Annotated in this window: 30 protein-coding genes; 17 read left to right on the top strand and 13 right to left on the bottom strand. The window is 71.4% G+C overall.

Annotated features, from left to right (window positions below; all coding sequences use genetic code 11):
* Window positions 1-18: 18 nt before the first annotated feature.
* Window positions 19-441: a hypothetical protein gene (locus I5071_RS19480; RefSeq protein ID WP_236606983.1), complete on the top strand. Its 423-nt coding sequence runs from the start codon at window positions 19-21 to the stop codon at window positions 439-441.
* A 2-nt stretch (window positions 442-443) separates the two neighbouring features.
* Here I5071_RS19480 and I5071_RS19475 read toward each other — a convergent pair whose 3' ends face one another.
* The gene (locus I5071_RS19475) at window positions 444-887 is read right to left on the bottom strand and encodes a hypothetical protein (protein WP_236606982.1); all 444 of its coding nucleotides are present in this window, start codon (window positions 885-887) and stop codon (window positions 444-446) included.
* A 40-nt stretch (window positions 888-927) separates the two neighbouring features.
* Between I5071_RS19475 and I5071_RS19470 the strand changes: the two genes are divergently transcribed.
* Together I5071_RS19470 and I5071_RS19465 are read left to right on the top strand one after the other, a co-directional pair.
* Window positions 928-1,983 (top strand): hypothetical protein, encoded by a 1,056-nt coding sequence (locus I5071_RS19470; protein WP_236606981.1) that lies wholly within the window; start codon window positions 928-930, stop codon window positions 1,981-1,983.
* Window positions 1,984-1,997: 14 nt separating this feature from the next.
* Window positions 1,998-2,492, top strand: coding sequence for a hypothetical protein (locus tag I5071_RS19465; RefSeq protein ID WP_236606980.1), 495 nt, complete (start codon window positions 1,998-2,000; stop codon window positions 2,490-2,492).
* A gap of 7 nt (window positions 2,493-2,499) precedes the next feature.
* Here the strand turns inward: I5071_RS19465 and I5071_RS19460 are convergent, their stop codons facing one another.
* Entirely contained in the window at window positions 2,500-2,772 is a 273-nt protein-coding gene (locus I5071_RS19460; RefSeq protein ID WP_236606979.1) for a hypothetical protein, read from the bottom strand.
* Between the two features lie 17 nt (window positions 2,773-2,789).
* The gene (locus I5071_RS19455) at window positions 2,790-4,340 is read right to left on the bottom strand and encodes a sigma 54-interacting transcriptional regulator (protein ID WP_236606978.1); all 1,551 of its coding nucleotides are present in this window, start codon (window positions 4,338-4,340) and stop codon (window positions 2,790-2,792) included.
* Between the two features lie 179 nt (window positions 4,341-4,519).
* Between I5071_RS19455 and I5071_RS19450 the strand changes: the two genes are divergently transcribed.
* From I5071_RS19450 to I5071_RS19435, 4 genes are all read left to right on the top strand, one after another.
* The gene (locus I5071_RS19450) at window positions 4,520-5,071 is read left to right on the top strand and encodes a peroxiredoxin (protein WP_236606977.1); all 552 of its coding nucleotides are present in this window, start codon (window positions 4,520-4,522) and stop codon (window positions 5,069-5,071) included.
* Window positions 5,068-5,631, top strand: coding sequence for a carboxymuconolactone decarboxylase family protein (locus tag I5071_RS19445; protein WP_236606976.1), 564 nt, complete (start codon window positions 5,068-5,070; stop codon window positions 5,629-5,631). The genes I5071_RS19450 and I5071_RS19445 overlap by 4 nt, the downstream gene beginning before the upstream one ends.
* 181 nt (window positions 5,632-5,812) lie before the next feature.
* Window positions 5,813-6,304: a Dps family protein gene (locus tag I5071_RS19440; RefSeq protein ID WP_236606975.1), complete on the top strand. Its 492-nt coding sequence runs from the start codon at window positions 5,813-5,815 to the stop codon at window positions 6,302-6,304.
* Window positions 6,305-6,360: 56 nt separating this feature from the next.
* Window positions 6,361-7,023 (top strand): hypothetical protein, encoded by a 663-nt coding sequence (locus tag I5071_RS19435; RefSeq protein WP_236606974.1) that lies wholly within the window; start codon window positions 6,361-6,363, stop codon window positions 7,021-7,023.
* A gap of 90 nt (window positions 7,024-7,113) precedes the next feature.
* Here the strand turns inward: I5071_RS19435 and I5071_RS19430 are convergent, their stop codons facing one another.
* The gene (locus I5071_RS19430) at window positions 7,114-8,232 is read right to left on the bottom strand and encodes a winged helix DNA-binding domain-containing protein (protein ID WP_236606973.1); all 1,119 of its coding nucleotides are present in this window, start codon (window positions 8,230-8,232) and stop codon (window positions 7,114-7,116) included.
* Between the two features lie 181 nt (window positions 8,233-8,413).
* Between I5071_RS19430 and I5071_RS46635 the strand changes: the two genes are divergently transcribed.
* A complete protein-coding gene (locus I5071_RS46635) occupies window positions 8,414-8,536 on the top strand; it encodes a hypothetical protein (protein ID WP_268921240.1) in 123 nt (40 codons plus the stop codon).
* On the opposite strand, the gene I5071_RS19425 is transcribed toward I5071_RS46635, so the two are convergent.
* From I5071_RS19425 to I5071_RS19410, 4 genes are all read right to left on the bottom strand, one after another.
* Entirely contained in the window at window positions 8,533-10,332 is a 1,800-nt protein-coding gene (locus tag I5071_RS19425) for a hypothetical protein (RefSeq protein WP_236606972.1), read from the bottom strand. The two genes, I5071_RS46635 and I5071_RS19425, sit on opposite strands and share 4 nt — an antisense overlap.
* The gene (locus I5071_RS19420; RefSeq protein ID WP_236606971.1) at window positions 10,329-10,964 is read right to left on the bottom strand and encodes an RNA polymerase sigma factor; all 636 of its coding nucleotides are present in this window, start codon (window positions 10,962-10,964) and stop codon (window positions 10,329-10,331) included. Before I5071_RS19420 ends, I5071_RS19425 begins: the two co-directional genes overlap by 4 nt.
* A gap of 83 nt (window positions 10,965-11,047) precedes the next feature.
* Window positions 11,048-12,475 (bottom strand): DUF4832 domain-containing protein, encoded by a 1,428-nt coding sequence (locus I5071_RS19415; protein ID WP_236606970.1) that lies wholly within the window; start codon window positions 12,473-12,475, stop codon window positions 11,048-11,050.
* Window positions 12,472-13,761, bottom strand: coding sequence for a metallophosphoesterase (locus I5071_RS19410; protein ID WP_236606969.1), 1,290 nt, complete (start codon window positions 13,759-13,761; stop codon window positions 12,472-12,474). The genes I5071_RS19415 and I5071_RS19410 overlap by 4 nt, the downstream gene beginning before the upstream one ends.
* Before the next feature lie 41 nt (window positions 13,762-13,802).
* Between I5071_RS19410 and I5071_RS19405 the strand changes: the two genes are divergently transcribed.
* From I5071_RS19405 to I5071_RS19395, 3 genes are all read left to right on the top strand, one after another.
* Window positions 13,803-14,558 carry a ribonuclease HI gene (locus I5071_RS19405; RefSeq protein WP_236606968.1) on the top strand — a complete coding sequence of 252 codons (756 nt, stop codon included), beginning with the start codon at window positions 13,803-13,805 and terminating at the stop codon, window positions 14,556-14,558.
* Between the two features lie 58 nt (window positions 14,559-14,616).
* The gene (locus I5071_RS19400) at window positions 14,617-15,057 is read left to right on the top strand and encodes a PilZ domain-containing protein (protein ID WP_236606967.1); all 441 of its coding nucleotides are present in this window, start codon (window positions 14,617-14,619) and stop codon (window positions 15,055-15,057) included.
* Between the two features lie 104 nt (window positions 15,058-15,161).
* Window positions 15,162-15,593: a hypothetical protein gene (locus I5071_RS19395; protein ID WP_236606966.1), complete on the top strand. Its 432-nt coding sequence runs from the start codon at window positions 15,162-15,164 to the stop codon at window positions 15,591-15,593.
* Here I5071_RS19395 and I5071_RS19390 read toward each other — a convergent pair.
* Window positions 15,559-16,479, bottom strand: coding sequence for a polysaccharide deacetylase family protein (locus I5071_RS19390; RefSeq protein ID WP_236606965.1), 921 nt, complete (start codon window positions 16,477-16,479; stop codon window positions 15,559-15,561). The genes I5071_RS19395 and I5071_RS19390 overlap by 35 nt on opposite strands.
* A gap of 10 nt (window positions 16,480-16,489) precedes the next feature.
* On the bottom strand, window positions 16,490-17,200 hold the full coding sequence (locus I5071_RS19385) for a glycosyltransferase (RefSeq protein WP_053232629.1): 711 nt from the start codon (window positions 17,198-17,200) through the stop codon (window positions 16,490-16,492).
* A gap of 77 nt (window positions 17,201-17,277) precedes the next feature.
* Here I5071_RS19385 and I5071_RS19380 point away from each other — a divergent pair, with 77 nt between their 5' ends.
* Window positions 17,278-18,555 carry a protoporphyrinogen/coproporphyrinogen oxidase gene (locus tag I5071_RS19380; protein WP_236606964.1) on the top strand — a complete coding sequence of 426 codons (1,278 nt, stop codon included), beginning with the start codon at window positions 17,278-17,280 and terminating at the stop codon, window positions 18,553-18,555.
* 8 nt (window positions 18,556-18,563) lie between these two features.
* Here the strand turns inward: I5071_RS19380 and I5071_RS19375 are convergent, their stop codons facing one another.
* Window positions 18,564-19,199: a TetR/AcrR family transcriptional regulator gene (locus tag I5071_RS19375; protein WP_268921239.1), complete on the bottom strand. Its 636-nt coding sequence runs from the start codon at window positions 19,197-19,199 to the stop codon at window positions 18,564-18,566.
* A gap of 72 nt (window positions 19,200-19,271) precedes the next feature.
* Between I5071_RS19375 and I5071_RS19370 the strand changes: the two genes are divergently transcribed.
* Together I5071_RS19370 and I5071_RS19365 are read left to right on the top strand one after the other, a co-directional pair.
* Entirely contained in the window at window positions 19,272-19,871 is a 600-nt protein-coding gene (locus I5071_RS19370) for a methyltransferase family protein (RefSeq protein ID WP_236606962.1), read from the top strand.
* Between the two features lie 15 nt (window positions 19,872-19,886).
* Window positions 19,887-20,390, top strand: coding sequence for a DUF6328 family protein (locus I5071_RS19365; RefSeq protein ID WP_236606961.1), 504 nt, complete (start codon window positions 19,887-19,889; stop codon window positions 20,388-20,390).
* On the opposite strand, the gene I5071_RS19360 is transcribed toward I5071_RS19365, so the two are convergent.
* Together I5071_RS19360 and I5071_RS19355 are read right to left on the bottom strand one after the other, a co-directional pair.
* On the bottom strand, window positions 20,336-21,340 hold the full coding sequence (locus I5071_RS19360; protein WP_236606960.1) for a ferrochelatase: 1,005 nt from the start codon (window positions 21,338-21,340) through the stop codon (window positions 20,336-20,338). The two genes, I5071_RS19365 and I5071_RS19360, sit on opposite strands and share 55 nt — an antisense overlap.
* A gap of 367 nt (window positions 21,341-21,707) precedes the next feature.
* On the bottom strand, window positions 21,708-23,093 hold the full coding sequence (locus I5071_RS19355; protein ID WP_236606959.1) for a serine/threonine-protein kinase: 1,386 nt from the start codon (window positions 23,091-23,093) through the stop codon (window positions 21,708-21,710).
* Window positions 23,094-23,281: 188 nt separating this feature from the next.
* Here I5071_RS19355 and purQ point away from each other — a divergent pair, with 188 nt between their 5' ends.
* The 3 genes from purQ (at window position 23,282) to I5071_RS47005 (ending at window position 26,513) form a co-directional block, all read left to right on the top strand.
* Window positions 23,282-23,989 (top strand): phosphoribosylformylglycinamidine synthase subunit PurQ, encoded by a 708-nt coding sequence (gene purQ / locus I5071_RS19350; protein ID WP_236606958.1) that lies wholly within the window; start codon window positions 23,282-23,284, stop codon window positions 23,987-23,989.
* 83 nt (window positions 23,990-24,072) lie between these two features.
* Window positions 24,073-26,322 carry a phosphoribosylformylglycinamidine synthase subunit PurL gene (gene purL / locus I5071_RS19345; protein WP_419249657.1) on the top strand — a complete coding sequence of 750 codons (2,250 nt, stop codon included), beginning with the start codon at window positions 24,073-24,075 and terminating at the stop codon, window positions 26,320-26,322.
* The gene (locus I5071_RS47005; RefSeq protein ID WP_419249637.1) at window positions 26,250-26,513 is read left to right on the top strand and encodes a VOC family protein; all 264 of its coding nucleotides are present in this window, start codon (window positions 26,250-26,252) and stop codon (window positions 26,511-26,513) included. The genes purL and I5071_RS47005 overlap by 73 nt, the downstream gene beginning before the upstream one ends.
* Window positions 26,514-26,696: the final 183 nt, after the last annotated feature.

Raw genomic sequence — 26,696 nt, 5'->3', positions numbered from 1 at the left:
CGGGCGTGGATGATCGCGGTGGCCGCGCTCCTGGCCGCGTGCGGCGGCGCGACGAACGTCGGCACCACGACACCCGAGGACGCGCCGCGGCGCGAGTGCACCGCCGCGTTGCGCTTCGCGGAGCCCGAGGTCGCGCAGACGAGCGACGAGGAGATGCCGCGCACCGCGATCGGCCTCGTGCTGATCTGCGAGGACGAGCCGATCCAGACGGTCGCGATCGGCACCGAGGTCGGCGCGTGCTTCAACGACGAGGCGAGCGAGGGCGCGCTGCTGCGTGCGCGGTGCTGGTGGGCGGGGCAGGGCGCGATCGTGGTGGTGCGTCGCAACGGCGAGGTGCTCGAGGTGCTGCGCGCCGACGTCGACGAGCAGACGGGCATCGGTGAGCTCGAGCCGGTGACCCAGCTCGAGATCCCCGCGAACCACGTGCTGCACGCGCTCTGATCTCAGTCCCAGTGCTGGAAGACGACGTCGCCCACGGTGCGCGGCTTCCAGTACGCGACCTGCTGCATCTCGGCGCGCGCCAGCCGAGACAGCGCGGCAGCGTCCGCGGGATGTCCGAGGACCTCGAGCGGCACGAGCACGAATGGTGAAGGCGGGAGCGCATCGCGCGGCGGCGCGACGAAGCGCAGGCCGGCGTCGGCGAACACGATCCACGGATGCGTGCGGTGCACGAGCACGCGCAGCGTCGAAGCCCGCTGACGCACGCGGAGATCGTAGAAGCTCTTCACGCTCCACGGCTTCGGATCGGGCTCGAACGTGATCGCGCCCGAAGGGGCCAGCATCGTCCCGATCGCGCGCCGCGCATCGTCGAGCGTGATGAAGGGCAAGGGCTCGTCGCGGACGTGACGGAGCCCCGTCGCGCCGCGTGGGAGTGGGAGGAAGTCCATCACGCGAGCATGCGACGCGGTCGCTGGCTACGCTCGTCGCATGCAGCTCGAACGTCTGCTCATCGCGACGCTCCAGGCGGACGAGCCGCTCGAGCGCTACTTCGCGCGTGCCGAGGAGGCCGGTTTCGCGCTGGAATCGGCGTTCGAAGCGATCCCGTTCGAGCGCGACGCGAGCGGATGGATCTTCCTCGACGACGAGGAGTGGGACGTCCCTGACGGCGTGGTCGCGCTCGTCGAGCACTGCGGCTCGATCGAGCGCGCGCAGCGTGTGCTCGACCGGACCACGAGGTTCTGCGGCACCGATGTCGCCCGTCACGTCGCGCGACACCGCGCGGTGCGCGCCGCGTGGGCCGCGATCGAGCGCGACGCGCCGACGGCGGAGCTCGCACGTCTCGTCACGGACGATGCGATCATCGACAGCGAGAGGGTGCGCCTCGTCGAAGCAGCGTTCCGGCGGCGAACCGCGCTCGACTCGGCGAAGCTCCTGCTCGCGCTCGGCGACCGTGCCCCGAGTGGCGTGCACGTCCGCTGGGAGCCGAGCCAAGTGCTGCGCGCTCTCGAGGACGTCGGACCGGATGCATCGCGGCTCGTCGACGCTCTTGCCATATCGCGGGAGCAGGACACGGAGCTCGCGTTGATCGACGTCTACGCGCGGCTGTGCGCGCAGGGATCGCGTCCCGTGCGCGACGGGATCCCCTTCGCGAGCGCGCGCACGCACGTCACGGCGTGGGCGCCGCTCCTGCGCCGTCACGGCCTCGGCGCGAGCGCCGTCGCGCTCCATCTCGTCGAGCGCGACCCGCCCACGCCGACGCCCGAGATCGCGCGCACGCTGCACGAGGCGGGCTACGGCGACGACGACGTGCTGCGCGCGCTGCTCGAGAACGGCGTGCGATCCAGTGCCGCGCTGAGCCTCCTCGGTGCGCACGGATGGAGCGTCGATCGGATGGTCGCGTCGCTGCTCGGGCGCGCGATGCTGCTCTCCGAGGTGCGCGATCACCTGCTCGCGCTCGCGCTCCCGCGCGAGGCGATCGCCGACGTGCTGCTCCGCCACGCACCGGCTGACCAGGTCGCGCTGGTCGTGCCCACGTCGCGTTGAGCTACCATCGCGCCGTGCGCACGCGATCGCTGCCCGAGGGAGTCACCGCGACGCTCAGCGCGCCGCAGCGCGAGACCGTCGAGGCCTGGTGGGCCGAGCTCGACGACGACGCGCGCGACGAGTTCGCGCGTCTCTGGGACGCGCGCTCCGACGACACCGCGTACTACGCGACCGTCGACGAGCGCGGCAGGACCGAGTGGCACGAGCTGCCGATCCAGCTGCGCGCGTACTTCGTCGATCCCGAGACGCACCGCGAGAACGCGATGTGGACCCGCGATCTCACCGAGTACATCAACTCGCACGAGGACGTGGATTTCTTCCTCGTGCACCGGACCTTCCACATCTGTCGGGCCCACGCGACGGCCCGCGAGGTCGCGCGCACCGGCGTGATCCCCGCGGACTTCGCGTGCCCGTTCGCGCACGCCCGATGCCCCTTCGAGCGCGCGCTCGAGGGCGCGAACGGCCGCGCGATCTGGCTCCTTCCGGTGCCGTGTAGCGCGCGCGGCTGATCGCGCGCTACTCGCTCTTTCGCGGTCGGAACGGGATCACCTTCGCCGTCTCGATCTCGGCCTCGTCGCGCTCGTCGCCTTCTGCGAGACCGCGATCGCGCTCCGCGTTCGCGAGGTACTCGTCGCGCTTCTTGCCCGGTTTCTCGCGCTCCGCGGCGCGCTCCCAGAGATGCGCGGCCTCGAGGTACGCGCGCTTGCGCGCATCGCCGTCCCGCGCGGCCTCCGCCTTCTGCACGGCCGCCTCTGCCTTCGCGACGTGAGGGTTCTTTCCGAAGCTCATCCGCGCCGTTGTAGCAGCTACCGCGCGCCCGCCGGGTCCAGTCCGAGCTTCTTCATGCGCGACTGCAGCGTGCTCGGAGGCACGCCGAGGATCTTCGCCGCGCCACGCTCGCCGTAGATGCGCCCCTCGGTCGCGCGCAGCACCGCCGCGATGTGCCGTCGCTCGTTCTCCGCGAGCGACACCAGCTCTCCGTCGCCGCCGCGCGCCTTCTTCGTGCTCACCGGCGCGCGCTCGCTCATCCCGAGATCGACCGGACCGAGCGCCCCGCTCGCGCTGAGGATCGCCGCGCGCTCGAGCACGTTCGCGAGCTCGCGGATGTTGCCCGGCCAGCGATGTCGCGCGAGCGCCTCGATGGCCTCGCGCGTCGCGTGCACGCCGCGACGTCCCGTGCGCGCGCGCTGGTCTGCGAGCAGGTGCTCGCACAGCGCGGGCAGATCCTCGAGCCGCTCGCGCAGCGCGGGAAGACGCAGCGGGAACACGTCGAGCCGGTAGTAGAGGTCCTCGCGGAAGCGTCCTTCCTCCACCGCGCGCGCGAGGTCCACGTGCGTCGCCGCGACGATGCGCACGTCGACCTTGATCGTCCGATCGCTGCCCACCGACTGCAGCTCGCCGGTCTGCAGCACGCGCAGCAGCTTCGCCTGCAGCTCGAGCGGCAGCTCGCCGATCTCGTCGAGGAACAGCGTCCCGCCGTTCGCCGTGCGGAAGCGTCCGCTGCGCTCCCGCGTCGCGCCGGTGAACGCGCCGCGGTCGTGCCCGAAGAGCTCGCTCTCCAGCAGGCCCTCGGGGATCGCCGCGCAGTTCACCACGACGAAGGGCCGATCGCGCCGCGCGCTCCATCGATGGATCGCGTGCGCGAGCCGCTCCTTGCCGGTGCCGGTCTCGCCGAGGATCAGCACCGGCGTCGTCGTCGCCGCGACCTGCCGCGCCTTGCGCGCGAGCTCGCGCACCGCCGGGCTCGCGCTCGTCTCGAGCACGCCGCCCTCCTCGCCGCCCTCGATGCGCTCCTCGAGCAGGCGCGCGTGCTCGCGGCTCTGCGCGCCGAGCCGCGCGAGCGACGCGCTCTGCTCCGCGCTGCGGATCGCGAGGGCCAGGATGCGCCCGTAGATCTCGACGAGATCGACGACGGCCTGCGGATACGTCACGCACTCGCGGCGATCGAGCGAGAGCACGCCGAACGCGCGCTCGCCCGCGGCGAGCGGCACGACCATGCACGCGTGGCCCGCGGGCAGATCGATCACTCCGTCGAAGGGATCGCCGTCGCCGTGCGCGTGATCGTCCTCGGTGTACGCGCGGGCACGTCGCGTCTCCAGCGCCTCGCGGATCGTCGGGAACGCGTCGAGGTCGAGGCGATGCGAGCGCACCTCGGCGCGCGCCAGCGGGCCGCGCATCGCGCGCACCACGAGCTGATCGCCCTCGAGCTGGAACACGCACGCGAGGTCGTAGGGCGCGAGCTTCGCGAGCCAGTCGAGCCCGCGACGAAGCATGTCGTCGAGGTCCGCTTCGTCGCTCGTGGCGAGGGTCGCGAGGTCGGCGAGATCGCGGGTGAGATCGAGCGTGGAGTCGGGCACGTCGAGAGTTGTGGCACCGCTCCACCGAAATGTCGATGGCGCATCCGTCACCCATTAGTCGGTGGTCGAGATCACCGTCAGGTCGGTGATCGTCGGTGTGATTCGTTGAATCCACAGGGTTTTCGGCTGGCACGCTCCGCGCAATGAGCCCTGGCCATCCACACCAGGAGAAACCCGGAATGTTGACCGTCGGAGACAAGCTTCCCGCCTTCTCGCTCCAGTCCGTCGTCTCGCTCGACGAGGGCCGCGAGTTCGAGACCCTCGGCGATCGCAGCCACGCCGGACGCTGGCAGGTGCTCTTCTTCTGGCCGATGGACTTCACGTTCATCTGCCCGACCGAGATCGCCGAGTTCGGTCGCCGCCACCGCGACTTCACCGATCGCGATGCGGTCGTGCTCGGTGCCAGCACCGACACCCACTACGTCCACCTCGCGTGGCGCAAGCAGCACCCCGATCTGCGCGCGCTGCCCTTCCCGATGCTCGCCGACACCAAGCGCGAGCTGAGCCAGGCGCTCGGCATCCTGCACAAGCAGGACGGCGTGCCGCTCCGTGCGACCTTCATCGTCGATCCCGACGGCATCATCCGCTGGGCCTCGGTGAACGATCTCTCGGTCGGCCGCAGCGTCGACGAGGTGCTGCGCGTGCTCGACGCGCTGCAGACCGACGAGCTCTGCCCGTGCAACTGGAAGAAGGGCGAAGCGACCCTCACGCCGAAGAAGGAGGCCGCGTGAGCCCGCTCTCGCCCGCGACCGAGAGCGCGACGGTCGACGTCGAGCGCATCCGTGACGCGCTCCCCGAGGCCGCCTCGGATCTGCGCCTGAACCTGCAGAGCGTGCTCGGTGACGGCGCGCTCACGCCGGTGCAGCGCTACGGCGTCGCCATCGCGTGCGCCCATGCATCGCGCGACAGCGATCTCGTGCGCGCGCTGATCACCACCGCCCGCGCCCAGGTGGAGCCCGCGCTCCTCGATCCCGCGATCGACGATGCGCGCGCCGCCGCGGCGCTGATGGGCATGAACAACGTCTACTACCGCTTCCGACACCTCGTCGCGAAGGAGTCGTACTCGCAGATGCCGGCGCGCCTGCGCATGCAGCGCATCGCGCGCACCAAGGGGCCGAAGCTCGACTTCGAGCTCTTCTGCCTCGCGGTCTCGGCGATCGGCAACTGCGAGACGTGCATCCGCTCGCACGAGGAGGTGCTGAACAAGGGCGGTGTGACCGAGGCTGCGATCCACGATGCCGTGCGCATCGCCGCGACGGTCCACGGCGTCGCGGTCGCGCTCTCGACGTGATCGACCCTCCGCGGCGATGAGCCCGCGGAGCGACGAACATTTCGTCCGGTGCCCCCTCGACGACGAGGGGGTCCGGGTCGAAGTACCTTCCGCCGAGCTCACGCTCGAGAACGACCGCCTCAGCAGCACCGGGTCGGCGAGCCACCAGACACGCCGCGCACGCGGCACAGGGAGGACGAACATGGAGCCCCGAATCGGAATCGACGACGGCCGCCGTGCCACGGCGGAGACCGGACGCCGCGAGATCAGCGAGATCGTGACGCACGTGATGGCCGACACCTACGTGCTCTACTTCCAGACGCAGTCGTTCCACTGGAACGTGCGCGGCCCGCACTTCCACTCGCTGCACAAGATGTTCGAGGAGCAGTACGACCAGCTCGCCGAGGCGGTCGACGTGCTCGCGGAGCGCGTGCGCGCGCTGGGCGCGCTGGCGCCGACCTCGCTCGGACAGATCGCGAGCATCGCGCGCATCCCGCTCGATCACGGCGCGCCCGGCGCGCGCGGGATGGTGGAGATCCTGCTGCGCGGCCACGAGCACCTCGCGCGCGACGCGCGTCGTGCCGCGCAGATCGCCGACGACGCGGGCGATGGCGTGACCCATGACATGTTGATCGCGCGCGCCGACGAGCACGAGAAGACCGCGTGGATGCTCCGCGCGACGCTCGACGAGTGACCACACCGCGAACTCGACCGGAGGCCGCGCCCAGCTCTATGCTCGGCGCGGCCTTCGTGCGTCCGTCTCCGCGCCTCCACGCTCCGGCCGTCCAGGCAGTGCTCGCGGCGCTGCCGCTCGCGCTCTGGCTCGCCTTCCACCTCGGAGAGCAGTGGAGCGTGTTCGGCGGGCGCGACGCGTGGATCGCGCGGATGCAGTCCACGTCGCGCGGACCGCTCGCGATCGCGATCGAGCTCGTCGTGATCGGCGCGCTGAGCGCGTGGGCCGTGCTCACGGTGCGCGCGTTGGTGCGACGCGACGCGCTGTCCGGCGCGGCGCGCGAGGACGACGCGGGCATCGTGCGCGCGCTGGGGCGCCTCGCGCCCGTCGTGTCGATCGCGTCGATCGTGTTCCTCGCGATCCACGTCGCGACGATGTGGGCGCCGAAGCTCGCGGGCGCCGATCTCGTCGCGCAGTGGGTCACGCTCACGCACGCGCTCGGTCGTCCCGAGGTGCTCGTTCTGCACGCGGTCGGTCTCACCGCGATCTCGCTGCACCTCGTCGTGGCGATCCCCGCTGCGCTCGAGGCGCTCGGGCTCGTGCGCAGCGAGCGCGGGCGCCGCTCCGCGATGCTCGTCGCCGCGACCTTCGCGCTCTGCGCGTGGGTGCTCGCGGCGCAGCTCGTCGGATGGCTCGGCACCGGCGCCGGCACGTTCTGGGGGATCTCGGTCACCGAGTGACGCAGGGGGCGGAGCGCGGCTGACGCGTGCGCGTGCGTCCGGACGGCCCGCGACGTCCGCGCAGATCGCCGAGGGGCACTACTGAAGCGCTCAGAGGCTCGCGATCTTGAGCTCGCGCTTCGGCGCGTCGGGCTCGTGGAACGCGAGGAGCGCGTCGGCTTCCTGCTCGAGCTCGGGGCGCACCTTCTTCGCGATCGTGTCGAACGGCGTGACCGTCAGCGTCGCGCCCGTCTTCTTGCGATCGATCTTCCACGTCGCCGCGACGACGCCGTCGATCAGCACCGTGGGCGCGACGCGCAGCGCGCTGAGGAACACGTGCTGGCGGTGCTCCGCCGCGACGAAGCGCTCGTCGGCGCGCGCGACGATCGCGCCGTCCCACTCGGGCAGGAAGCGCAGCGGCGCGCTCGCGTCCTCGCCCGGGCGCGGCGCGTCCTCGAGATCGAAGAGCTCGCGGCCGCGCTCGTCGGCGAGCACGCGGAGCTCGTCCTTCATCGCGTCGAACGTCGGGCGCAGACCACCGAGGCCCGTCCACGCCTGCGCGTCGGCGACGCTCGCCGGGCCGTACGCCGCGAGGTAGCGACGCACCAGCGCGTCGGGCGCCGTCTCTCGCGCGTCGATCGTCGTGCCGAGCCACGCGTCGGCGAGCGCGAAGTCGGCCTGCGCCGGGAACGACCACGCGTCGTCGGTCGGCACCTGCACCAGCGGCAGCGACGTGCGGATCGCGTAGCCCATCGCGCGATCGTCGGCGTCGGGATGCAGCGCCGCGAGGTGCGCGCGCACCGCCTCGAAGTCGCGCGGCTCCGCGGCGAAGAACGGGCGCGCCTCGGCGACGAGCTGATCGACGTCGAGCGTCGCGCCTCGCGCCTTCGTGATCGACGCGAGCGCGCGCGCGAGCACCGGGGCGATCACGCCGCGCAGCGCGACGTAGTCGCGCGCGCTCATCAGGTGCAGCGTCGTGCGCAGCGAGGTCGCGCGCACCACCTCGCGTCGTCGCAGCAGATCGGCGAGGTCCTCGCGACGAAAGCCCTCGACCCGCGACCACAGCCCGACGAAGGGCGGCCTCGGGAGCTGCGCCTGCACGCCGATCAAGCGCTCGATCGCGTCGAGCGTGCTCGTCTTCTCACGCTCGAGGAGCATCTGACGCGCGAGCGTCGCGCGACCGACCGCGCGTCGCGACAGAACCGGAGCATTCGAGGCCTTCTTCGGCATGAACGACGCTCGTCGCACGTCACTCGCGGCGCGTCGACCACGAATTCCGGCGCGCGACGCGCGCGTCTCACGAGATTTCGATCGACCGGAGGCCGATTCGCGCGATGCCGTGCGCGGAAAACACAATGAAAACACGCGTCTTCGCGACGCCCGCGAATGGCGACGAAGATCGAGCCTCTCGATGTCTCCGATCGAGCACGGCGAGGGACGGCAGAGCCAGGCCTCGATGTCTCCGATCGAGCACAGCGAGGGACTGCCCCGCCAGGTCTCGGGGCTGCCGACCGAGCCTCCGAGGCTCGGCTAGCGAGCGATCGGCATCTCGCCGACGATGGCCCGCGCCCCACCGCGCGTGAGGATCACGGCTCCGAGCCCCGCGAGCGTCGCGCCCACCACGAGCAGTCCGCCGATCACCGGCACGCGCGAGACCACGAACAAGATGGCGACGCCGACCGCGAGCTGCAGCACCGGTCGGTCCTTCAGCGCCGCGATCGGCAGCGCCGCGCCGATGACCGACGCCGTGGCCGCGAGCCCGAGGTACGCGCCGAGGAAGAGCCCGAGCGCGAGCACGATCGCCGCGGGGATGCCGAGGATCGTGATCACCAGCACGAGCGTGAGCACCGCGCCCGCGATCACGCCGAGGAAGCCCGACGCGAGCACGCGCAGCGGCTGCTTCACGAGCGTGCTCTGCAGCATCGAGAGGCGTGCCGGCGCGAGCCCCATGAACACCAGGCCGAGCAGGAAGAGCAGCGCGTGGCGCATCGCGGCCTCGAGCGTCTCGCCGACCCATCCGCGGCTCTCGTCGTCGTCGTGGTGCGAGGCGGCGCGCGTGGTGTCGGGCGCGCTGGTCACCGAGAGCGAGATCGAGCCCTGGTGATCGCGCACCGGCTCGTCGACCGCGATGTTGCCGCCCATCGCGTTGAGCTGGCCGTGCACGTGACCGCCGCGCGCGACGTGGATGTCGCCGCCCATCGTGACCACGTCGCCGACGACGGTGCCGCGCACGTCGGCGTCGCCGCCCATCGTGACCACGTTGCCGAACGCCTGGCCCTCGACGCGCGCGTTGCCGCCCATCGTGATGACGTCGCGCACGCGCTGATCGGGGAGCACGCGCGCATCGCCTCCGAACGTGACGAGGTCGCGCAGCTCGTCGCCCGGCGGCGGCGGTGCGGGCGGCGCCGCGGGGAGCGGCGGCGGAGGCGGGAGCACGAGCGGCGGAGGGCTCGGCGCGGTCGTGGCGATCGCCTGCGGCGACTCGACGGCGGGACGCACCACGAGCAGGTGACCGCTGTGCCGCACGCGCGCCGGCACGTCGGCGAGCAGCGCGTCGAGGACCTCGCGCAGCGGCGCGTCGCGCACGTGCAGCGTGACCTGGGGATCGTCGGGGAGCGTGTACGCGAGCCCGAGCTGCGCCGACGCGAGCGCCTGGCGCAGCGCCTCCGAGAGCGGCGTGCGCTCGACGTCGACCGACACCGTGACGTCGGGCTCGGGCCACGCGCCCTCGAGGTCGTAGGCGTGTGCGCTCGTGGTGGCGCCGAGCACCGCGAGCATCAGCGCCGCCGAGGACGGCGCGCGCGACCACCCGCCGCCCGCGATCGCGCGCAGCGGGAGCGCGAGCAGCGCGAAGAACGCGAGCCCGATCGCCGCGATCGCGGCCCAGCCCCCGGGGAGCATCGCCGCGATGCGATCGAGCGCGGTCGCGAGCGTGACGCCGAGCCGCGCGATCGCGGTGAGATCGGACCACGCCTCGCGCGCGAGCACGGTGGGCTCGGCGCTCGCGAGCACCGAGGCGAGCCCCGACACGAGCGCGACCGCGGTGCCGATCGCGGCGCCGGTCCAGAGGCTCGCGCGCGAAGGGCTCGGGTGCTCGCTCGGCGCGTGCTTCATCGCGCCCGCGATCAGCGCGTCGAAGTCGTCGATCTCGGGGGCCGCGCGCTTGAGCGCGACCGAGGTCTCGCGGGCGTCCTCGCGCTCGCGCTCGAGCCACGCGGAGAGCGCGGCGTCCTCGTCCACTGCGCGCGCGATCTCGTCGCGCACCAGATCGCGACGGCCGTGCGCGAGCGCTTCGAGCTCCGACTCGGTGGGACGACGATCTCCGCTCACGGCGCGCCTCCCGTCGTCGTGTCGCTCTCGAGCGCTGCGCGCAACCGCTTCCTGCCGCGATGGAGCCAGGTCATCACCGTGCCGATCGGGACCTCGAGGGCGGTCGCGATCTCCTCGTACGTCGAATCGTGCACGTGGAAGAGGACGACCGCGAGCCTCATGCCCTCTGGGAGGGTCTCGAGCGCGGCGGCGAGGCGGCGGCTCTCGATGCGCGCGAGCGCGACCCGCTCGACGTCGGGCGCTTCGCTCGCGGTGGTCGCGGTGACCTCGTCGCCCTCGCCGACGAAGGTGCGTCGCTCGAGCCCGCGGCGGCGCAGGCGATCGCGGCACACGTTGCGGGCGAGGGTGAGCGCCCACCCGCGGAACGACCCCTTGGCGGGATCGAACCGGGTGATCGAGGTGACGATCTTCTCGAGCGACTCCTGGGCGGCATCGCGCCCTTCGGTGGGGCCGGCGAGATAACGACAGAGATCGTGCACCGCCCGCGCGTGCTCGCGCAGGAGCGCCTCGAGCGCGCGACGATCGCCGCGCGACGCGCGGCCTTCGAGCGAGTCTTCGATGGTGCCTCTCCCCGACCGAGCCGAGGTTGCCGCGCGCGGGAGCGAGGGCAAGGGAGCGGTGAGCGCGATCATGTCGGGAGGTCCCTACGGGGGGCCTCGGGTGGGTATTTCGGGGGCCGGAAGAAACAGCCGTGCACGTGCTCGTGCACGGCCGTTCACTCCAGGATCGCCATCTCCGTCGCCCCCGGATCCGCACCGCCCTCCGCGGCATCGTCGATCCGGATCGTCCCGAGGACGTTCCACCCGCGCTCGGCGTCCCACGTTCCTTCGTTCGCCGTGCGGATCGCGTAGTCCGCGCGCATCGCGATGCGCTCGCTCGCATCGGGCATCCACAGCGCGATCGCGTGCTCGCCCGCGGGCACCGCTGCCGGCAGTCGCACCCGCACGTCGATCTCGCTCGTCTCGCCGGCGGCCCAGCGGCGCACGTCGCTCTCCGGGATCGCGACTGCGCCGGCTCCCTCGAGCGCGAGCCACACCGGGCGCGGGTTGAACGGCGCGGCGTAGCCCTCGTTGCGCACGCTCACGTGCACCCGGAACGAGCCTCCGGGGCGCACCGACTCGGGGAGCTCTCCGTCGACGAGCACGAAGCGATATCCGAGCCGCGCCTCGATCTCGTCCTCGCATCCGCCGCTCGACCACGACGCGACGACGTCGGGGTGGTAGTCGCGGTTGATGAACGAGACGTGAAGTCGCTCCATCTCGCCCGGCACGAACGAGCACGTCGAGCGCGAGGGGAACACCGCGCACGTCTCGCCGCCCATCGGCACGAAGCGCGTGTCCGCGCCGACGTACGCGACCCAGCGATCGCGCTCGCCCTCGGGGTACGTGCCCATGTCGCTGTCGCTCGCGACGAAGCAGTCGTTGTGGTGCCCGATGCGCGACTCGTCGCCCGTGTCGCGCGCGTCGAGCGGCTCGCCGTAGATCGCCTCTTTGTACGCGGGATAACGGACCTGCGTGCTGCGGCTCCCGGGCAGTGCGTCGAGCAGCGCCTCGAGGATCGCGCGGCGTGCGTCGGGATCGTCGTCGAGGCCGTTCGTCGAGGTGTGCCACTCGCCCCACGCGCCGATGAAGCCCGCCTGCAGCACCGCGATCACGTCTTCGTTCGCGCGGAGCAGCGGCGTGACCTGCGTGATGTGCGCGAGCACGCGCTCGAGCGGCGCGTCGGGCTCGGAGTCGGGGTAGGGGCCCTCGTTGTACGCGAACCGGAGGATCACCTTGATCCCCGCAGCGCGCGCCGCGTCGAGCCCGGCCTGCACGTCGTCGAGCAGGCTCTCGGCGATCGGCGCGTCGCGGTACGCATCGAGCCGCACGTAGCTGTAGACCAGCGTGTCGCCGCCCTCGCGCACGAACGCGAAGTCTCGATCGCTCGCGATGTCGACGTAGCGATAGAAGCCGCGCTCGGGACCGAGCAGCGGCGCATCGCTCTCGGTCCACGTCACCGCGCGACCCGGCGCATCCCCCTGCGCGACCTGCGCGTCGACGGTGGTGAGCGCGTCGACCCCGACCGCGGCATCGCGCGGCGCGACGTCGTCGTCACCGCCGCACGCGCTCAGCAGCACGGCGAGCACCAGCGCGCGCCTCACGGCGCCACCACGTGCTCGAACGTGTCGCGCTCCACGCCGACGTCGTCGACCACGCGCCCGCGGATCACGTCGCGTCCTTCGCCGTCCTGCACGATCTCCACGAACATCGCCTGGAGGAACGAGCCCGACGCGACGCGCAGCGCGGCGTCCTCGGGCAGCTCGTCCACGAGATCGTCGATGTTCGCGTCGACGAACCCACCCGCGCCGGTCGTGATGTACGTGACGTCGCCGACCTCGAAGCGCTCGTAGCCGTGCATGTGCCCGGCGAGCACGAGCGGGATGCGATGCCCGTCGATGATCGGCAGCAGCGACGCGCGCTGGTTCTCGCGCGGACGATAGTCGCCGACCGAGTAGAGCGGCCGGTGCAGATAGACGATCGAGAAGCGGTAATTCGGATCCGCCTCGGCCTCGGCGAGCTCCTCTTCGAGCCAGTCGATCTGCGTCGATCCGAGATCGAGATCGTGCTCGCTCGAGAGCGAGAAGAAGTGAACGCCGCCGGTCTGGTAGTGGTACCACTCGTTCGTTCCGTCGCGGCCCGCGGGCGAGAAGAGACGAAGGTAGTAGTCGTCGTACTCGTGCGGGACCTCGTCGACCTCGTGGTTGCCGACGCAGGGCAGGAACGCGTTCGCGCGCAGCAGCGGGCGCATCAGGCGGAACCACGCCTGGTGCGTCTCGATCACGGTCGAGTAGTACTGGATGTCGCCGACGTGCACGGTGAACTCGGCCTGCGCGGGATCTTCGCTCGTGATCAGTCGCACCGTGCCCATCACCGCGGGAGACGTGTCGCCGATCGCATAGAACGTGATCGGCGTCGTGTGATCGTCGGGCGCGTGCATCGTGCAGAAGCGCCCGCCTTCCTCGGGATAGCCGGCGATCGAGTACTCGTAACAGGTCGCGGGCGTGAGCCCGGTGATCTCGACCTCGTTGACGAAGTAGGTGCCGGGATGGTCGGGCTCGCGGATCGCGGCGCTGCCGACGCCATACGAGAGCTGCACGATCGTCTCGCGCGAGGTGCCCTCGTGGGTCGTGATCTCGTCGCTGCCCTCGGGGTGCACCTCGAGCGCGACGGGCTCGGGCGCGAGGCGCGACTCCCATCGCACCACGATGCGATCGACGTCGGGGCGCAGCGTCCACGGGCCCTTGAGCGGCGAGTCGTCGGGCGGTGGACCGGCGTCGGGCGGGCCCGCGTCGATCACCGGTTGTCCCGCGTCGGGCGGAGCCACGTCGTCGTCGCCGCACGCGACGCAGAGCACGAGCACGAGCGAGCACGGGAGCACAGCGCGCATGGCCGCGAGTCTACCCACCTCCTGTGCTACACGTCGCGGCCATGCCGTGGACGACGATGCGTCTGCGCGGGCAGAAGGTGCTCGTGCGGTGCGACGAGGCGGGCACGCCGCAGGCCGAGAGCGGCCGCGTCGAGATCCGATACAAGCCGAACGACGGTCGCGCCTATCGCGCGCTGCCCGCGAACCTCGAGGCGATCGCCGACGCCGAGGTGCTCCCCGACGATCACTGCGCGCCCGCGGAGGACGCGCCGAAGAGCGGCGCCGCGGCGACGACCACGAAGACGTCGAGCGCGAAGAGCGGCGGCGCATCGAAGGCCGGACCGCGCAAGACCGCGGCGATCGCGGCCGGCGAGCAGAAGGCGCGCGACGGCGCGGTGGTCGCGTACGCCGACGGCGCGTGCAGCGGCAATCCCGGCCCGGCGGGGCTCGGCGTGGTGATCGACGACGACGGCACGCGCCGCGAGCTCAGCGAGTATCTTGGTCAGGCGACCAACAATGTCGCCGAGCTCACCGCGATCCTCCGTGTCGCCGAGCGCTACCAGGGTGATGCGCGCCCGATCGAGATCCGCACCGACAGCCAGTACTCGATCGGCGTGCTGGCGAAGGGCTGGAAGGCGAAGGCGAACACCGATCTCGTCGCGCAGGTGAAGAAGGCGCTCGCGGGCGTGCCCGAGGTGCACCTCATCTACGTGCCCGGGCACTCGGGGTTCGCGGGGAACGAGCGCGCCGACGAGCTCGCGCGCGACGCGGTGAGCGGGCGCAGGTCGAGCGGCTGGATGGAGAAGAAGCGGGCCTGAGCGCGATTCTGGCGCTCATGTAGGATATCGACCTACCATGAGCGTCGGAGGTTCTCGCATGGCCCGGTTTCGTCGTCTCGATCGCTACGTCGTCGGATCGCACGGCCGCGCGACGACGCTCGACGGTCTCCAGCTGATCGGCGATCGCGTCCTCGACGCGTCGGGCGAGGGTGTGCTCGTCGCGTGCGACGAGCGCGTGGAGCTCGGGCAGCGCGTCTTCGTGTCCTTCCCGGTGCCGGGGAGCGAGCTCGTGTTCGACGCGGAGACCGAGGTCGTGCGCGTCGTGCGCGGCGAGCGCGAGGGGGATCCCGGGCACTGCGCGGGGCTGCGCTTCACCGCGTTCGATCGCCGCGATCGGCTCGCGCTCGGCATCGATCTGCGCGAGCTCCCGCTCGTGCCCCGGCGCGTGCGCTGGGACGCGACGCGCGCCTCGCCGATCCCGCTCACGCAGGTGAAGCGCGCGGTGCTGGTTCGTCCGATCATGCCGATCGGCGCGTAGTCGGTTGTGCAGCGCGCTGCACGCCGGCGCGCGGTGATCTCGCGATCGCCGAGGTTTTCCACGGGCACGCGGCATGCTGCGAGAGCGCACCGAGGAGGAACTCGGTGCGACTCGAGCTGCTCTCGCTGTCCGTGCTCGCCGCAGCCGCGCTCGCTGCGCTGATCGACTCGGCGCGTCGCGCCGGTCCGAGCGACGGCGACGACGAGACCGTTCCGATCGCGTCGCCGAGCGCGACGCTCGAGCTGCTCGTGCGCACGCGTGCGCGCCTCGACGATCACCCTCCGCGCGTGCTGATCGCGCTCGGCCTGGCCGCGCTGGTCGTGGCGTTCCTCGCGTCGCTCGTCGAGGTGCGCTGCCTCGAGATCGCGGCGGTGCTCGGCGCGGCAGGCGTCGGGCTCCTGATGCCCGGGCTGCGCTGGGCGCACGACCTGCGCCGCGAGCGGCGCGCGCTCGACGCGCGCATCCATCAGGTGCGCGCGAAGATCTCGAGCTCGCCGGGCCTCATGCGAAGCGGCGCGCCGCTTCCGCGATCGTGACGAGCTCGTAGCCGTGGCGGCGCAGCGTGCGGATCGCGCTCTCGAGCGCGGCTTCCTTCGCGCGCGCGGTGCGGCGGACGTCGGGCTGGTGCGGCTTCAGCCAGGTGAGCCCGTCCTCGTCGGCATCGGCGAGATCGATCCCGTGCAGCTCGAGGTTCACGAAGGGGCGCCCCGCGATCATCTCGGTGAGCACGCGCGCGCCCGCTTCGCCGCTGAGCACGACGCTCGTCCCGATGTACGGCATGCGCCCGGTGCCGTCGCGCGTGACGCCGATCGGGAGCTCGAGCAGGCCCTTGCCGCGCGTCCAGTACGGATGCCCGCGCCGATACGGATCGGCAGGCGCGATCAGCACCCGCGGATCGTCGACGATGCTGTGGCTCTGCCGGCCGCGCGCGCGGATCGCGCCGATCGCGAGGGTCTTCGCGCTGTAGTACGCGGGGCAGGGGAACACGCTCGAGTCGTACGTGTAGCCGAGCTCCTCGAGGACCTCGAACACGTCGTCGTCGATCGTGTAGCCGGGCGCGCGGAAGCCGACGGGCGCGATCCCGGTCGCGCGCACGATCGCCTCGCCACCCTTCGCAATCTCCTCGAGCACCTCGCCGCGCGGGCGCTTCGTGAGGTCGTAGAAGTGACGCCACGAGTGGTTCGCGATCTCGTGGCCCGACTCCGCGAGCGCCCGGACACGCGTGCGGTTCTCCTCGCGGTCGAGATCGCGCCCGATCGCGAAGAACGTCGCCGGCACGCTCTCGCGCGCGAAGAGCGCGGCGAGCCGAGGCAGCGCGCGGTCGTAGATCGCGTGCTCGCTGCCCGAGGGCACGTCGAGCCCGTGGATCGCGGCGTAGCAGGGGATCTCGTCGAGATCGACGCTGATCGCAGCGAGCTTCACCGCGCGGCCCTCAACCCTGGATACGGATCGCCCAGACCAGCTTGCCGAGGTTCTTCATCACGTTCGGCACGCGGCGGAAGAGGCCGATCGTGGGCACGCGCTTCTCGAGCACGCGCACCGGGATCTCCACCACCGCGAGCTTCGCGCGCTCGGCGCGGATGACGAACTCGCTCGCGAAGAGGTCCTTGTCGACGATGCACGCGCGCGCGATCGGGACGAGCTTCTCGCGGCGGAACGCCTTCAGGCCGTGGGTGTCGGTGCCGGTGAAGCCGAGCGAGGCGCGCAGCATCCCGTTGATCACCTGGGTGCCGAGCCGGCGCACGAAGGGGCGCTCGTCGCTCGCGCCGCGCATCGCCTTGCTGCCGACGACGAGGTCCGCCTCGCCGCTGTCGAGCACCGCGAGCGCGCGACGGTAGAAGTCGGTGTCGCAGAGATCGATCTCGTCGCAGATGACGTACTCGCCGCGCGCCTCGAGGATGCCGCGCTTGAGGGCGCCGCCGTAGTTCGGCTGGCCGAAGCTGAACGAGCGTACCTGGGGGAAGCGCTGCGAGAGCTTCTCCGCGAGCTCGACGGTCGCGTCGCGCGAGCCGTTCTCCGCGATGATCAGCTCGTAGTCCCAGGGGAACTCGCGCAGGCGATCGATCAGGTCGATCACTGCGGACTGGAGGATCGGCTCCTCGTTGTAGACCGGGATGACGATGCTGACGTGCGGGCTGGCCATGCGGGCGCGCGGTATTTCCCGCGCAGCCGCGCGTGCGTCAAGGCGCTACTCTCTCGACCTTTCCGGCTGGAGGAGCGATGGAGCGCGTTCGTCATCTCGTGGTCGGCGCAGGGATCTCGGGGCTCGCGTACGCCGATCGCCTCGGCAAGGGCGAGGACTACCTGGTGCTCGAGGCCGACGCGGAGATCGGCGGGTACTGCAAGACCGTCGCGCAGGACGGCTTCACCTGGGACTACTCGGGCCACTTCTTCCACTTCAAGCACAGCGAGATCGAGCACGACCTCGTCACCCGCATGCACGGCCAGCGCATCCTGCGCGTGCAGAAGGACTCGCGGATCTTCTGGAAGGACGGCACGTGGATCGACTTCCCGTTCCAGAAGAACATCCACCAGCTCCCGCGCGAGGAGTTCCTGGAGTGCCTGCACGATCTGCACTTCCGTGATCGCAGCGCGAAGCCCGCGAGCTTCCGCGACATGCTCTACGCGAAGTTCGGGCGCGGCATCGCCGAGAAGTTCCTCGTTCCCTACAACGAGAAGCTCTACGCGACGGACCTCGCGGTGCTCGACGTCGACGCGATGGGGCGCTTCTTCCCCTACGCCGACGAGGACGAGATCCTCCGCAACTTCACGCAGCCCGACAACGCCTCGTACAACTCGACGTTCACGTACCCCGAGGGCGGCGCGATCCAGTACGTGCACGCGATCGCGAGCGGCGTCGATCCCGCGCGCATCGCGCTGTCGGAGCGCGTCCAGAGCATCGATCTGCGGCGCAAGGTCGCGCGCACCTCGAAGGGCCGCGAGATCGCGTTCGAGTACCTCGTCAGCTCGGCGCCCTTCGTGAAGCTGCTCGAGATGAGCGCGCTGCCGCACGAGCCGAGCACGTACACGTGGAACAAGGTCCTCGTGTTCAACCTCGGGTTCGATCGCAAGGGCCCCGAGAGCGTGCACTGGATGTACTTCCCGCAGCGCGAGCTCTCGTTCTATCGGATCGGCTTCTACGACAACATCTTCGGCACCGATCGCATGAGCCTCTACGTGGAGATCGGTCACCCGAAGGACACGACGATCGACGCGGCCGCGATCGAGAGCGCGCGAGCGCACGTGATCGAGGATCTCGTCGAGGCGGGGATCGTGACCGACCATCGCCTGGTGTCGTCGCACTCGGTCGTGATGGACCCGGCGTACGTGCACATCACGCGCGCCTCGCTGAAGGACGTCGCGGCGAAGAAGCGCATCCTGGAGTCGCGCGGCGTGTACTCGATCGGCCGCTACGGGTCGTGGACCTACTGCAGCATCGAGGACAACATCGTCGAAGCGAGAGCGCTGGCAGACGCGCTCGTGGTGCCGTGGCGATGACGCGCTGATCAGACGCGCGACAGGTAGCGCCGCACCAGTCGCGCGAGCTCGTCGATCAGCTGCTCGCGGGGGATCGGATCGCCCGACGGATCGCACGCCCAGCGGTGCACCGCGGACTCGAGCACGTCGACGACGATGCGCGCGGCAACGTGCACGTCGGGCACGTCGACGTCGGGCATCGCTGCGAGCAGCATCGCGAGCGCCTCGGTGTGCCGCGCTTCGATCGCGCGCACTCGCGCGCGGACCGCCGGCGGGTGCGGCACTTCCTCGAAGAGCGCGCGGTGAAGGCGCGGCGCGTCCTCGTGCAGCGCGACCATCGTCTCCACGATCGCGCGCGAGAGGGCATCGACGCTCGGGCATCCCGTCGCGAGCTCGCTCGCGCGCGCCGCGAGGAGCGCCTCGGCGCGCTCGAGGTGCCGCTCGACCAGCGCGGTCACCAGCGCCTCCTTGCCCGGAAAGTACTCGTAGAGCGTTCCGATCGACACGCCCGCCCGCTTCGCGACGTGGTTCGTCGTCAGCTCGCTCCACCCGCGGCTCACCAGGATCCGAGCAGCCGCGCCGAGGATGGCCTCGACCGTCTGCGTCGATCGTCGCTGGATCGGCGCTCTTCTGGGGCGGAAACGAGCAGCGGTCGCGCGCGCCATCGGGCCTCCGGATCCGAGTCGTCGATCCGAGCAATTGCTCGGATTCTTCCTCGTGTCGAGAGGAGGTGCGGCATGCCGGGGATCGCGCTGATCGGTTGGATCGTCTACGTGGGGATCGCGTTCGGGCTGCGTACGTGGATGCAGATCCGCGCGACCGGCGAGAGCGGGTTCGTCGGTCTGCGTCGTGGCGCGGGGATGCTCGAGCGCTTCGCGGGCGTGCTGATGGTCCTCGCGTTCCTCGCGTCGCTCTTCGCGCCGATCGCGGTGTGGCTCGGGCTCGACGTGATCGTGGTCGAGAGCGCCCCGCTGGCGCTCACCGGCGGCGCGCTGATCGCGCTCGGCACGGCCGCGACCCTGCACGCGCAGATCGCGATGCGCGACTCGTGGCGCATCGGCGTCGATCCCGGCGCGCGCACCGAGCTCGTGGTGCGCGGTCCCTTCCGTCTGGTGCGCAACCCGATCTTCACGGCGATGATCCTCGCGAGCCTCGGCCTCGGGCTCGCGTGCCCCAGCGTGCTCGGGCTGCTCGCGCCGATCGCGCTGCTGGTCGCGCTCGAGATCCAGGTGCGCGTCGTCGAGGAGCCGTACCTCGCGCGGGTGCACGGCGAGGCCTATCGCGCCTACGCGCGCCGCGTCGGACGTTTCGTGCCCGGCCTCGGGCGCCTCGCGTGACTATGTGCTCGGGACATGCGCAGAGAGAGCCGGCACGAGCGCGACGATCGCGAGCTGAACGAGCTCGTCGGCGAGCTCCGTGTGGTCCTGCCCGGCGCGACCGTGCTCTTCGCGTTCCTGCTCACGGTGCCCTTCGCGGATCGCTGGGACGCGCTGCCGGAGCTCGAGCACGCGGTGTTCTTCACCGCGTTCCTCGCGTCGGGGCTCGCCATCGTGTTGCTCGTCGGCCCGAGCGCGTACCACCGGCTGCGCGGCCATCCCTACGACAAACACGGGCTCGTGCGCACCGCGGGCCATCAGACGATCGCCGCGCTCGCGCTGCTCGCGATCGCGCTCTCCGCGTCGATGTTCGTCGTCGGCTCGTTCGTCTACCAGCGCACGCTCGGCACGATCGCGGCGCTCGTGGTGCTCACGGCCGCGCTGGTCACGTGGTTCCTGCTCCCGCTCGCGCGCCGTCGTCGCGCTCAGCGCGAGGGCCGCTGGGGCGCCGGACAGCACGACGCGGCGCACGGATCGTGATCGACCCCGAGCGTCGTGAGCGCGCGCTTCGGCGCGCCGGCGATCTTCTCCTGCACCAGCTCGCGCAACCCCGCGACGAACGCGGGATGCGTGCCCACCGTGCCCGCGCGCACGAGCCGTAGACCGAGCTCGTCGGCGCGCGCCTTCGCCTCGTGATCGAGATCCCAGACCACCTCCATGTGGTCCGACGTGAAGCCGATCGGGATCACCACCACCGGTCTCGCGCGATCCTCGCTCGCCATCCGCGCCAGCACGTCGAGCACGTCGGGCTCGAGCCACGGCACCTGCGGCGGCCCGCTGCGGCTCTGCCAACAGAGCTCCCATGCGGAGGTCCCGACGCCGCGCGCGACGAGCTCGCACATCGCGCGCAGCTGCGCTTCGTACGGCGCCGTGCGCGCCATCGAGACCGGCACCGAGTGCGCGGTGAAGAGCAATCGCGCGTGCTCGCCCTCGATCGTCGCGAGCGCGTCACGCACCCGCGCGATCCAGGCCTCGGCGAACCCCGGATGATCGAAGTAGAGCCGCAGCTTCTCGACCACCGGCGCGCCCTCGCCGACGCTCGCCCGCGCGCGCTCGACGTCCTCGCGGTACTGCCGGCACCCCGAGTAGCTGCCGAACGCCGAGGTCACGAGCGCGAGGGCGCGCCGGACACCGTCGTCCTTCATGCGACGCACGGTGTCCTCGAGCATCGGGTGCCAGTTGCGGTTGCCCCAGTAGATCGGGAGCGTGATGCCGTGCGCGCGCAGCTCGCGCTCGAGCGCCTCGATCAGCGCGCGCACCTGGCCGTTGATCGGCGAGACACCGCCGAAGTGGTGGTAGTGCTCGGCGACCTCGAGCAGGCGCTCGCGCGGGATGCCGCGACCTCGCGTGACGTTCTCGAGGAAGGGCATCACGTCGGCCTCGCCCTCGGGGCCGCCGAACGAGAGGACCAGGAGCGCGTCGTAGGTCACGACGCGTTTTCTAGACGGGGGTCACGGGGCCGTCGAGGTCGCGGCGCGACGCGTCCCCAGGCTCGCCGCGAGGCGGCCCCTCGGCACGCGGCGGGGCACCAGGCGTCGCGAGAAACGTCGAGCGCGGCGCGCCGCGCGGAGGCTCTCGCTGATCCACGTCACGAGGCCGGCGAGGAGCACTGGTGCGAGCCACACGACGCTCGCGGCGACCAGCAGCATCCCAGTTCCGGCCAGGCTCCAGAGGTTCGGGTCGGGAGTCATGATGACGCAATGCGTAAGCGCCATGACGCGTCGCGTCAAGATCTCGGCGTGAGGGTCCCTTGCGTCGCATGAAAACTTCGCGATTCCCAGTTGTTACACTGCGTCGTCAGCGCGTCGCGAGCGTGAGCGCGAACACGAGCACGGCCAGCGCGGCGACGATCCACCACGCGATGACGCTGCGCGTCAGGGGCGCGCGCATCCGCGTCGTGGGCGGTGCCGGTCGGGGTGCCGGGGTCTTCGTCGCGGGCGGGGTGCGCACGAAGGGCGTCCCGCGGGCCGCGGTCTCGCCGGTCTCGTCGAAGATCGAGGGCAGCACCGGCGTCGCCGCGTCGTGCTCGATCGGCACCTCGATCACGATCGATCGCAGCTGCTCGCGGTGCGTCAGGGTCATCGCCTCGATCTGCGTGGGCGCGTCGTCGTCCGCGTCGCCGAGGGGATCGCTCTCCAGCGCCGAGGCGCGATCGAACTCCGCCGACGCGGCGGGCGGCGCGGGCAGCTCGATGCGCACCGTCGAGGTCGCCGCGATGCGCGCGCGCAGCTTCGGCGCCTCGGTGTAGCGCATCGCGCGATGCACCTCGCGCAGGCTCTCGAGCATCTCGTCGGCCGAGGCCCAGCGCTCTTCCTTGCGGAACGCGAGCGCACGATCGACGAGCGAGGCGACGAGCTCGGGCACCGCGGGCGCGATGTCGCGCACCTTCGGCGCGGGCTCGCGCGTGGCCTTCATCAGGAGGTCGAGGTGCGTGCTCCCGCGGTGCACGGTGTGCCCGGTGAGCACCCGGAACATCGACGCGCCCACGGCCCAGACGTCGGTGCGCGCGTCGACGAGCTCCCAGTCTCCGCGCGCCTGCTCGGGCGCCATGTACGCGGGCGTTCCGAGCAGGAACCCGTGATGGGTCGCCGCCGCCGACCCGCGCGAGACCTCGAGCAGCCGCGCGATCCCGAAGTCGAGCAGCTTCACGCGCCCGTCGATGCACAGGAACACGTTCTCGGGCTTCACGTCGCGATGCACGATGCCCTTCGCGTGCGCGACCGCGAGCACCTCGAGCACCTGCTCGGCGACCGCGAGCGTCTCCGGCGCGCCGAGCTGCACGCGACGCGTCGCGAAGCTCTCGAGGCTCTCGCCGTCGAGCAGCTCCATCACCAGGAAGATCGAGCCGTCCTCGGCCTCGTCGTCGTCGAGCACGCGCACCACGCCGGGGTGCCCGACCGAGTTCGCCAGATATCCCTCGCGCAGGAAGCGCCGCTTGGCCTCCTCGGTCGCGACGAGCGGGTGCAGCATCTTGATCGCGACGCGGCTCCCGTTGCGGTGCGTGGCCGCGTACACCGCGGCCATCCCGCCCACCCCGAGCAGCGCGTCGAGCCGCCACTTGCGGCGAACCGTCTTGCCCAGCCGCGCCTTCGACAGGCGCAGGTACGGATCGCCCTGGTCGCGGCTCGGCTCGCCGGCCGACGAGCCGCTGCGCGCGCGTACGTGCGTGCCGCTCTCGCTCAAACGGTGAGACCCCCGATCTCTCAACGGTACCCGACCTCGGCGGTCGCTGGCGAGCGTCACCGGATGCTCGTGGCGTGCGCGATCACTCGCCCGCCCGTTCGCGGCGTTGCCGCACCCCACCTCCGTCCGTATCCTCCGCGCGCGCTGAGGGCCCCCCTGCCTGCTCGCGCGCACGAAAGGGAGAGCGGATGAAGGTCGCGGTCGTCGTCTTCCCCGGCAGCAACGCCGACTGGGACGCGCTGCACGCCGCGCGCGACGTGCTCGGCGCGGACGCGAAGTACGTGTTCCACAAGGAGCGCGAGCTCGGCCCGGTGGACGCGGTGATCGTCCCCGGCGGCTTCTCCTACGGCGACTACCTGCGGTGCGGCGCGATCGCGCGCTTCTCGCCGATCAGCGAGGCGCTCCGAGCGTTCGCGGAGCGCGGCGGGCCGGTGCTCGGGATCTGCAACGGCTTCCAGATCCTCACCGAGATGCACCTCCTGCCCGGCGCGCTCTCGCGCAACGCGCACCTGCGCTTCGAGTGCCGCGACGTGTGGCTGAAGGTCGAGAACCACGGCGCGTGGACCGGCGCGATCCCGGTGGGGAACGTGATCCGCCTCCCGGTCGCGCACGGCGAGGGCCGCTACGAGTGCGATCCCGAGACCCTCGCCCGGCTCGAGGGCGACGGGCTCGTCGCGCTGCGCTACGTCGATCCGACCGGCGCGCCCTGCGGCGAGACCACGCCGAACGGCTCGGTGAACGACATCGCGGGGATCTACAGCGCGCGGCGCAACGTGATGGGCCTGATGCCGCATCCCGAGCGCGCGTCGGAGGCGATCCTCGGCAACGCCGACGGGCGCGGGATCTTCGAGTCGCTGAAGCGGCACCTCGAGGGCGGAAAGGTGGTGGCGGCGTGAGCACGCAATCCGAGACGACGCTGCCCGGCGCACCGGTGCCGTTCCCCGGCGAGCCCCAGGTCAGCGAGCAGCTCGCCGCGACGATGGGCGTCGATCAGAGCGAGTGGCAGCGCATCCTCAAGGCGCTGGGGCGCGAGCCGACCTACGCCGAGCTCGGCGTGTTCAGCGTGATGTGGAGCGAGCACTGCTCGTACAAGAGCTCGCGCATCCACCTCCGCAAGCTGCCGACCAAGGGCCCGAAGGTCGTGCAGGGCCCCGGGGAGAACGCGGGCGCGGTCGACATCGGCGACGGCTATTGCGCCGTGTTCAAGATGGAGTCGCACAACCATCCCTCGTACATCGAGCCCTACCAGGGCGCGGCGACGGGCGTGGGCGGCATCCTCCGCGACGTGTTCACGATGGGCGCGCGCCCGGTCGCGAACCTCAACTCGCTGCGCTTCGGGCGTCCCGATCATCCGCGCACGCCCGAGCTGCTGCGCGGCGTCGTCGCGGGCATCGGCGGGTACGGCAACTCGATCGGCGTGCCCACGGTCGGTGGCGAGGTGCAGTTCGACGCGAGCTACGACGGGAACATCCTCGTCAACGCGTTCACGGTCGGCATCGCGCGCAGCGAGGGGCTCTTCTTCGGCAAGGCCGAGGGCCTGGGCAATCCCGTGATCTACGTGGGCTCGCGCACCGGGCGCGACGGCATCCACGGCGCGACGATGGCGAGCGCCGAGTTCGACGCCGAGAGCGAGAAGAAGCTGCCGACGGTGCAGGTCGGCGATCCCTTCCGCGAGAAGCTGCTGCTCGAGGCGTGCCTCGAGATCTTCGCGAAGGGCTGCCTGGTCGGCATCCAGGACATGGGCGCGGCGGGCCTCACCTCGTCGAGCGTCGAGATGGCGGCGCGCGCGGGCAACGGGCTCGAGCTCGACCTCGACGCGATCCCGCGCCGCACCTACGGGCTCACGCCGTACGAGATGCTCCTCAGCGAGTCCCAGGAGCGCATGCTCATGGTCTCGGAGGCGGGGCGCGAAGAAGAGGTCTTCGAGATCTGCCGCAAGTGGGATCTCGACTACGCGGTGGTGGGCCGCGTGACCGACACCGGTCGCTTCGTGTGCAAGGCGACGCCGGGGCACGATCCGCTCGATCCCCGCAGCGCGCCGAAGAGCCCGCAGGTCGTGGTCGACATCCCGATCGGTCCGCTCGCCGACGAGGCGCCGCTCTACGATCGTCCGCAGGAGACGCCGCCGCCGGTGGGCGATGCGGGCGGTCCGGCGCTCGGGGATCTGAACGGGCTCGATCTCGCGCGTGAGCTCGTCGAGCTCGTGGGCTCGCCGAACATCGGATCGCGCGCGTGGATCTGGCGCCAGTACGATCACATCGTGCGCGCGGGCTCGGTCTTCCGGCCGGGCGAGAGCGATGCCGCGGTGGTCCGCGTGTTCTGCGGCAAGGACGGCGATCCCGCGTTCGAAGGCGCGAAGGTGAAGTACCTCGCGCTCTCGAGCGACTGCAACGGGCGCCACGTCCTGCTCGATCCGCACGACGGCGCGGCGATGGCGGTCGCGGAGTGCGCCCGCAACATCGTGTGCTCGGGCGGCGAGCCGCTCGGCCTCACCGACTGTCTCAACTTCGCGAGCCCGCAGAAGCCCCAGACGATGTGGCGCTTCGCGCGCGCGATCGAGGGCCTGCGCGACGCGTGCACTGCGCTCGGCGTTCCCGTCGTGAGCGGCAACGTGTCGCTCTACAACGAGACCGAGGGCCGCCCGATCCTGCCGACCCCGACGGTCGCGATCGTCGGTCAGCTCGCGTCGGTCGAGGATCGGCTGGGCCTCGCGTTCGCGAACGACGGCGATCTGATCGCGCACCTCGGAACCGGCTCGCGCGGCGCGCTCGGTGGCTCGGAATTCCGCACCCGCAAGACCGGTGTCGTCGGTGGCGATCCGGTCGGGATCGACCTCGACGCCGAGGTGAAGCTCCAGCAGTGCGTGCTCGCGCTGGCGCGCGCCCACGTGCTGCGCTCGGCGCACGATCTCAGCGACGGCGGCTTCGCGGTGGCGCTCACCGAGAGCGCGATCGCGGGCGGTCGCGGGTGCCGCGTGACGCTCCCCGGCCACCCGGCGATGGCGAAGGCGGCGCGCCTCTTCTCGGAAGAGCCGACGCGCGTGATCGTGAGCTTCGGCAAGGAGCAGCGTGCCGAGGTGGAGCGCATCTGCGCGCAGCACGGCGTGCCCTTCGAGGTGATCGGCGAGGTCGGCGGCGAGACGGTGACGATCGAGGAGTGCCTCGAGGTGCAGGTCGCCCAGCTCGCCGACGCGCACGCGCGCTGCCTCGAGCCGATCGTCGGTTCTTGAGGCTCGCCCACGTCGCGTTCCTGGTCGACGACTACGACCGAGCGCTCGAGTGGTTCACTCGAGCGCTCGGGTTCGTGGTCGTCGAGGATCGCGACCTCGGCGCGTCACCTGGTTCCTCCACACCGACGACTTCGCGCGCGACGTGCGCTTCGTCGAAGCACCGCTCACGAGCGCTACGTACGGGACGGTAGCCGTGTTCGAGGACCTGTATGGCGGCCGCTGGGACCTGATCGGCCCGCGGTGTCCTCGTTCGAGGACGCGCGCCGAATTCCGGAGTCGTTCCGCACACTCGAAGCGCTCGGAAAGAGGCCCTGCGGGGTCGGAAAGAGACCCTGCGGGGTCGGAAAGAGGCCCTGCGGGATCGGAAAGAGGCC

It is taken from the genome of Sandaracinus amylolyticus, from assembly GCF_021631985.1.
In the GTDB taxonomy this organism is placed as follows: Bacteria; Myxococcota_A; Polyangia; order Polyangiales; family Sandaracinaceae; genus Sandaracinus; species Sandaracinus amylolyticus_A.
The sequence above is the reverse complement of the archived record's forward strand: the minus strand, read 5'-3'. Positions and strand labels throughout refer to the sequence as shown.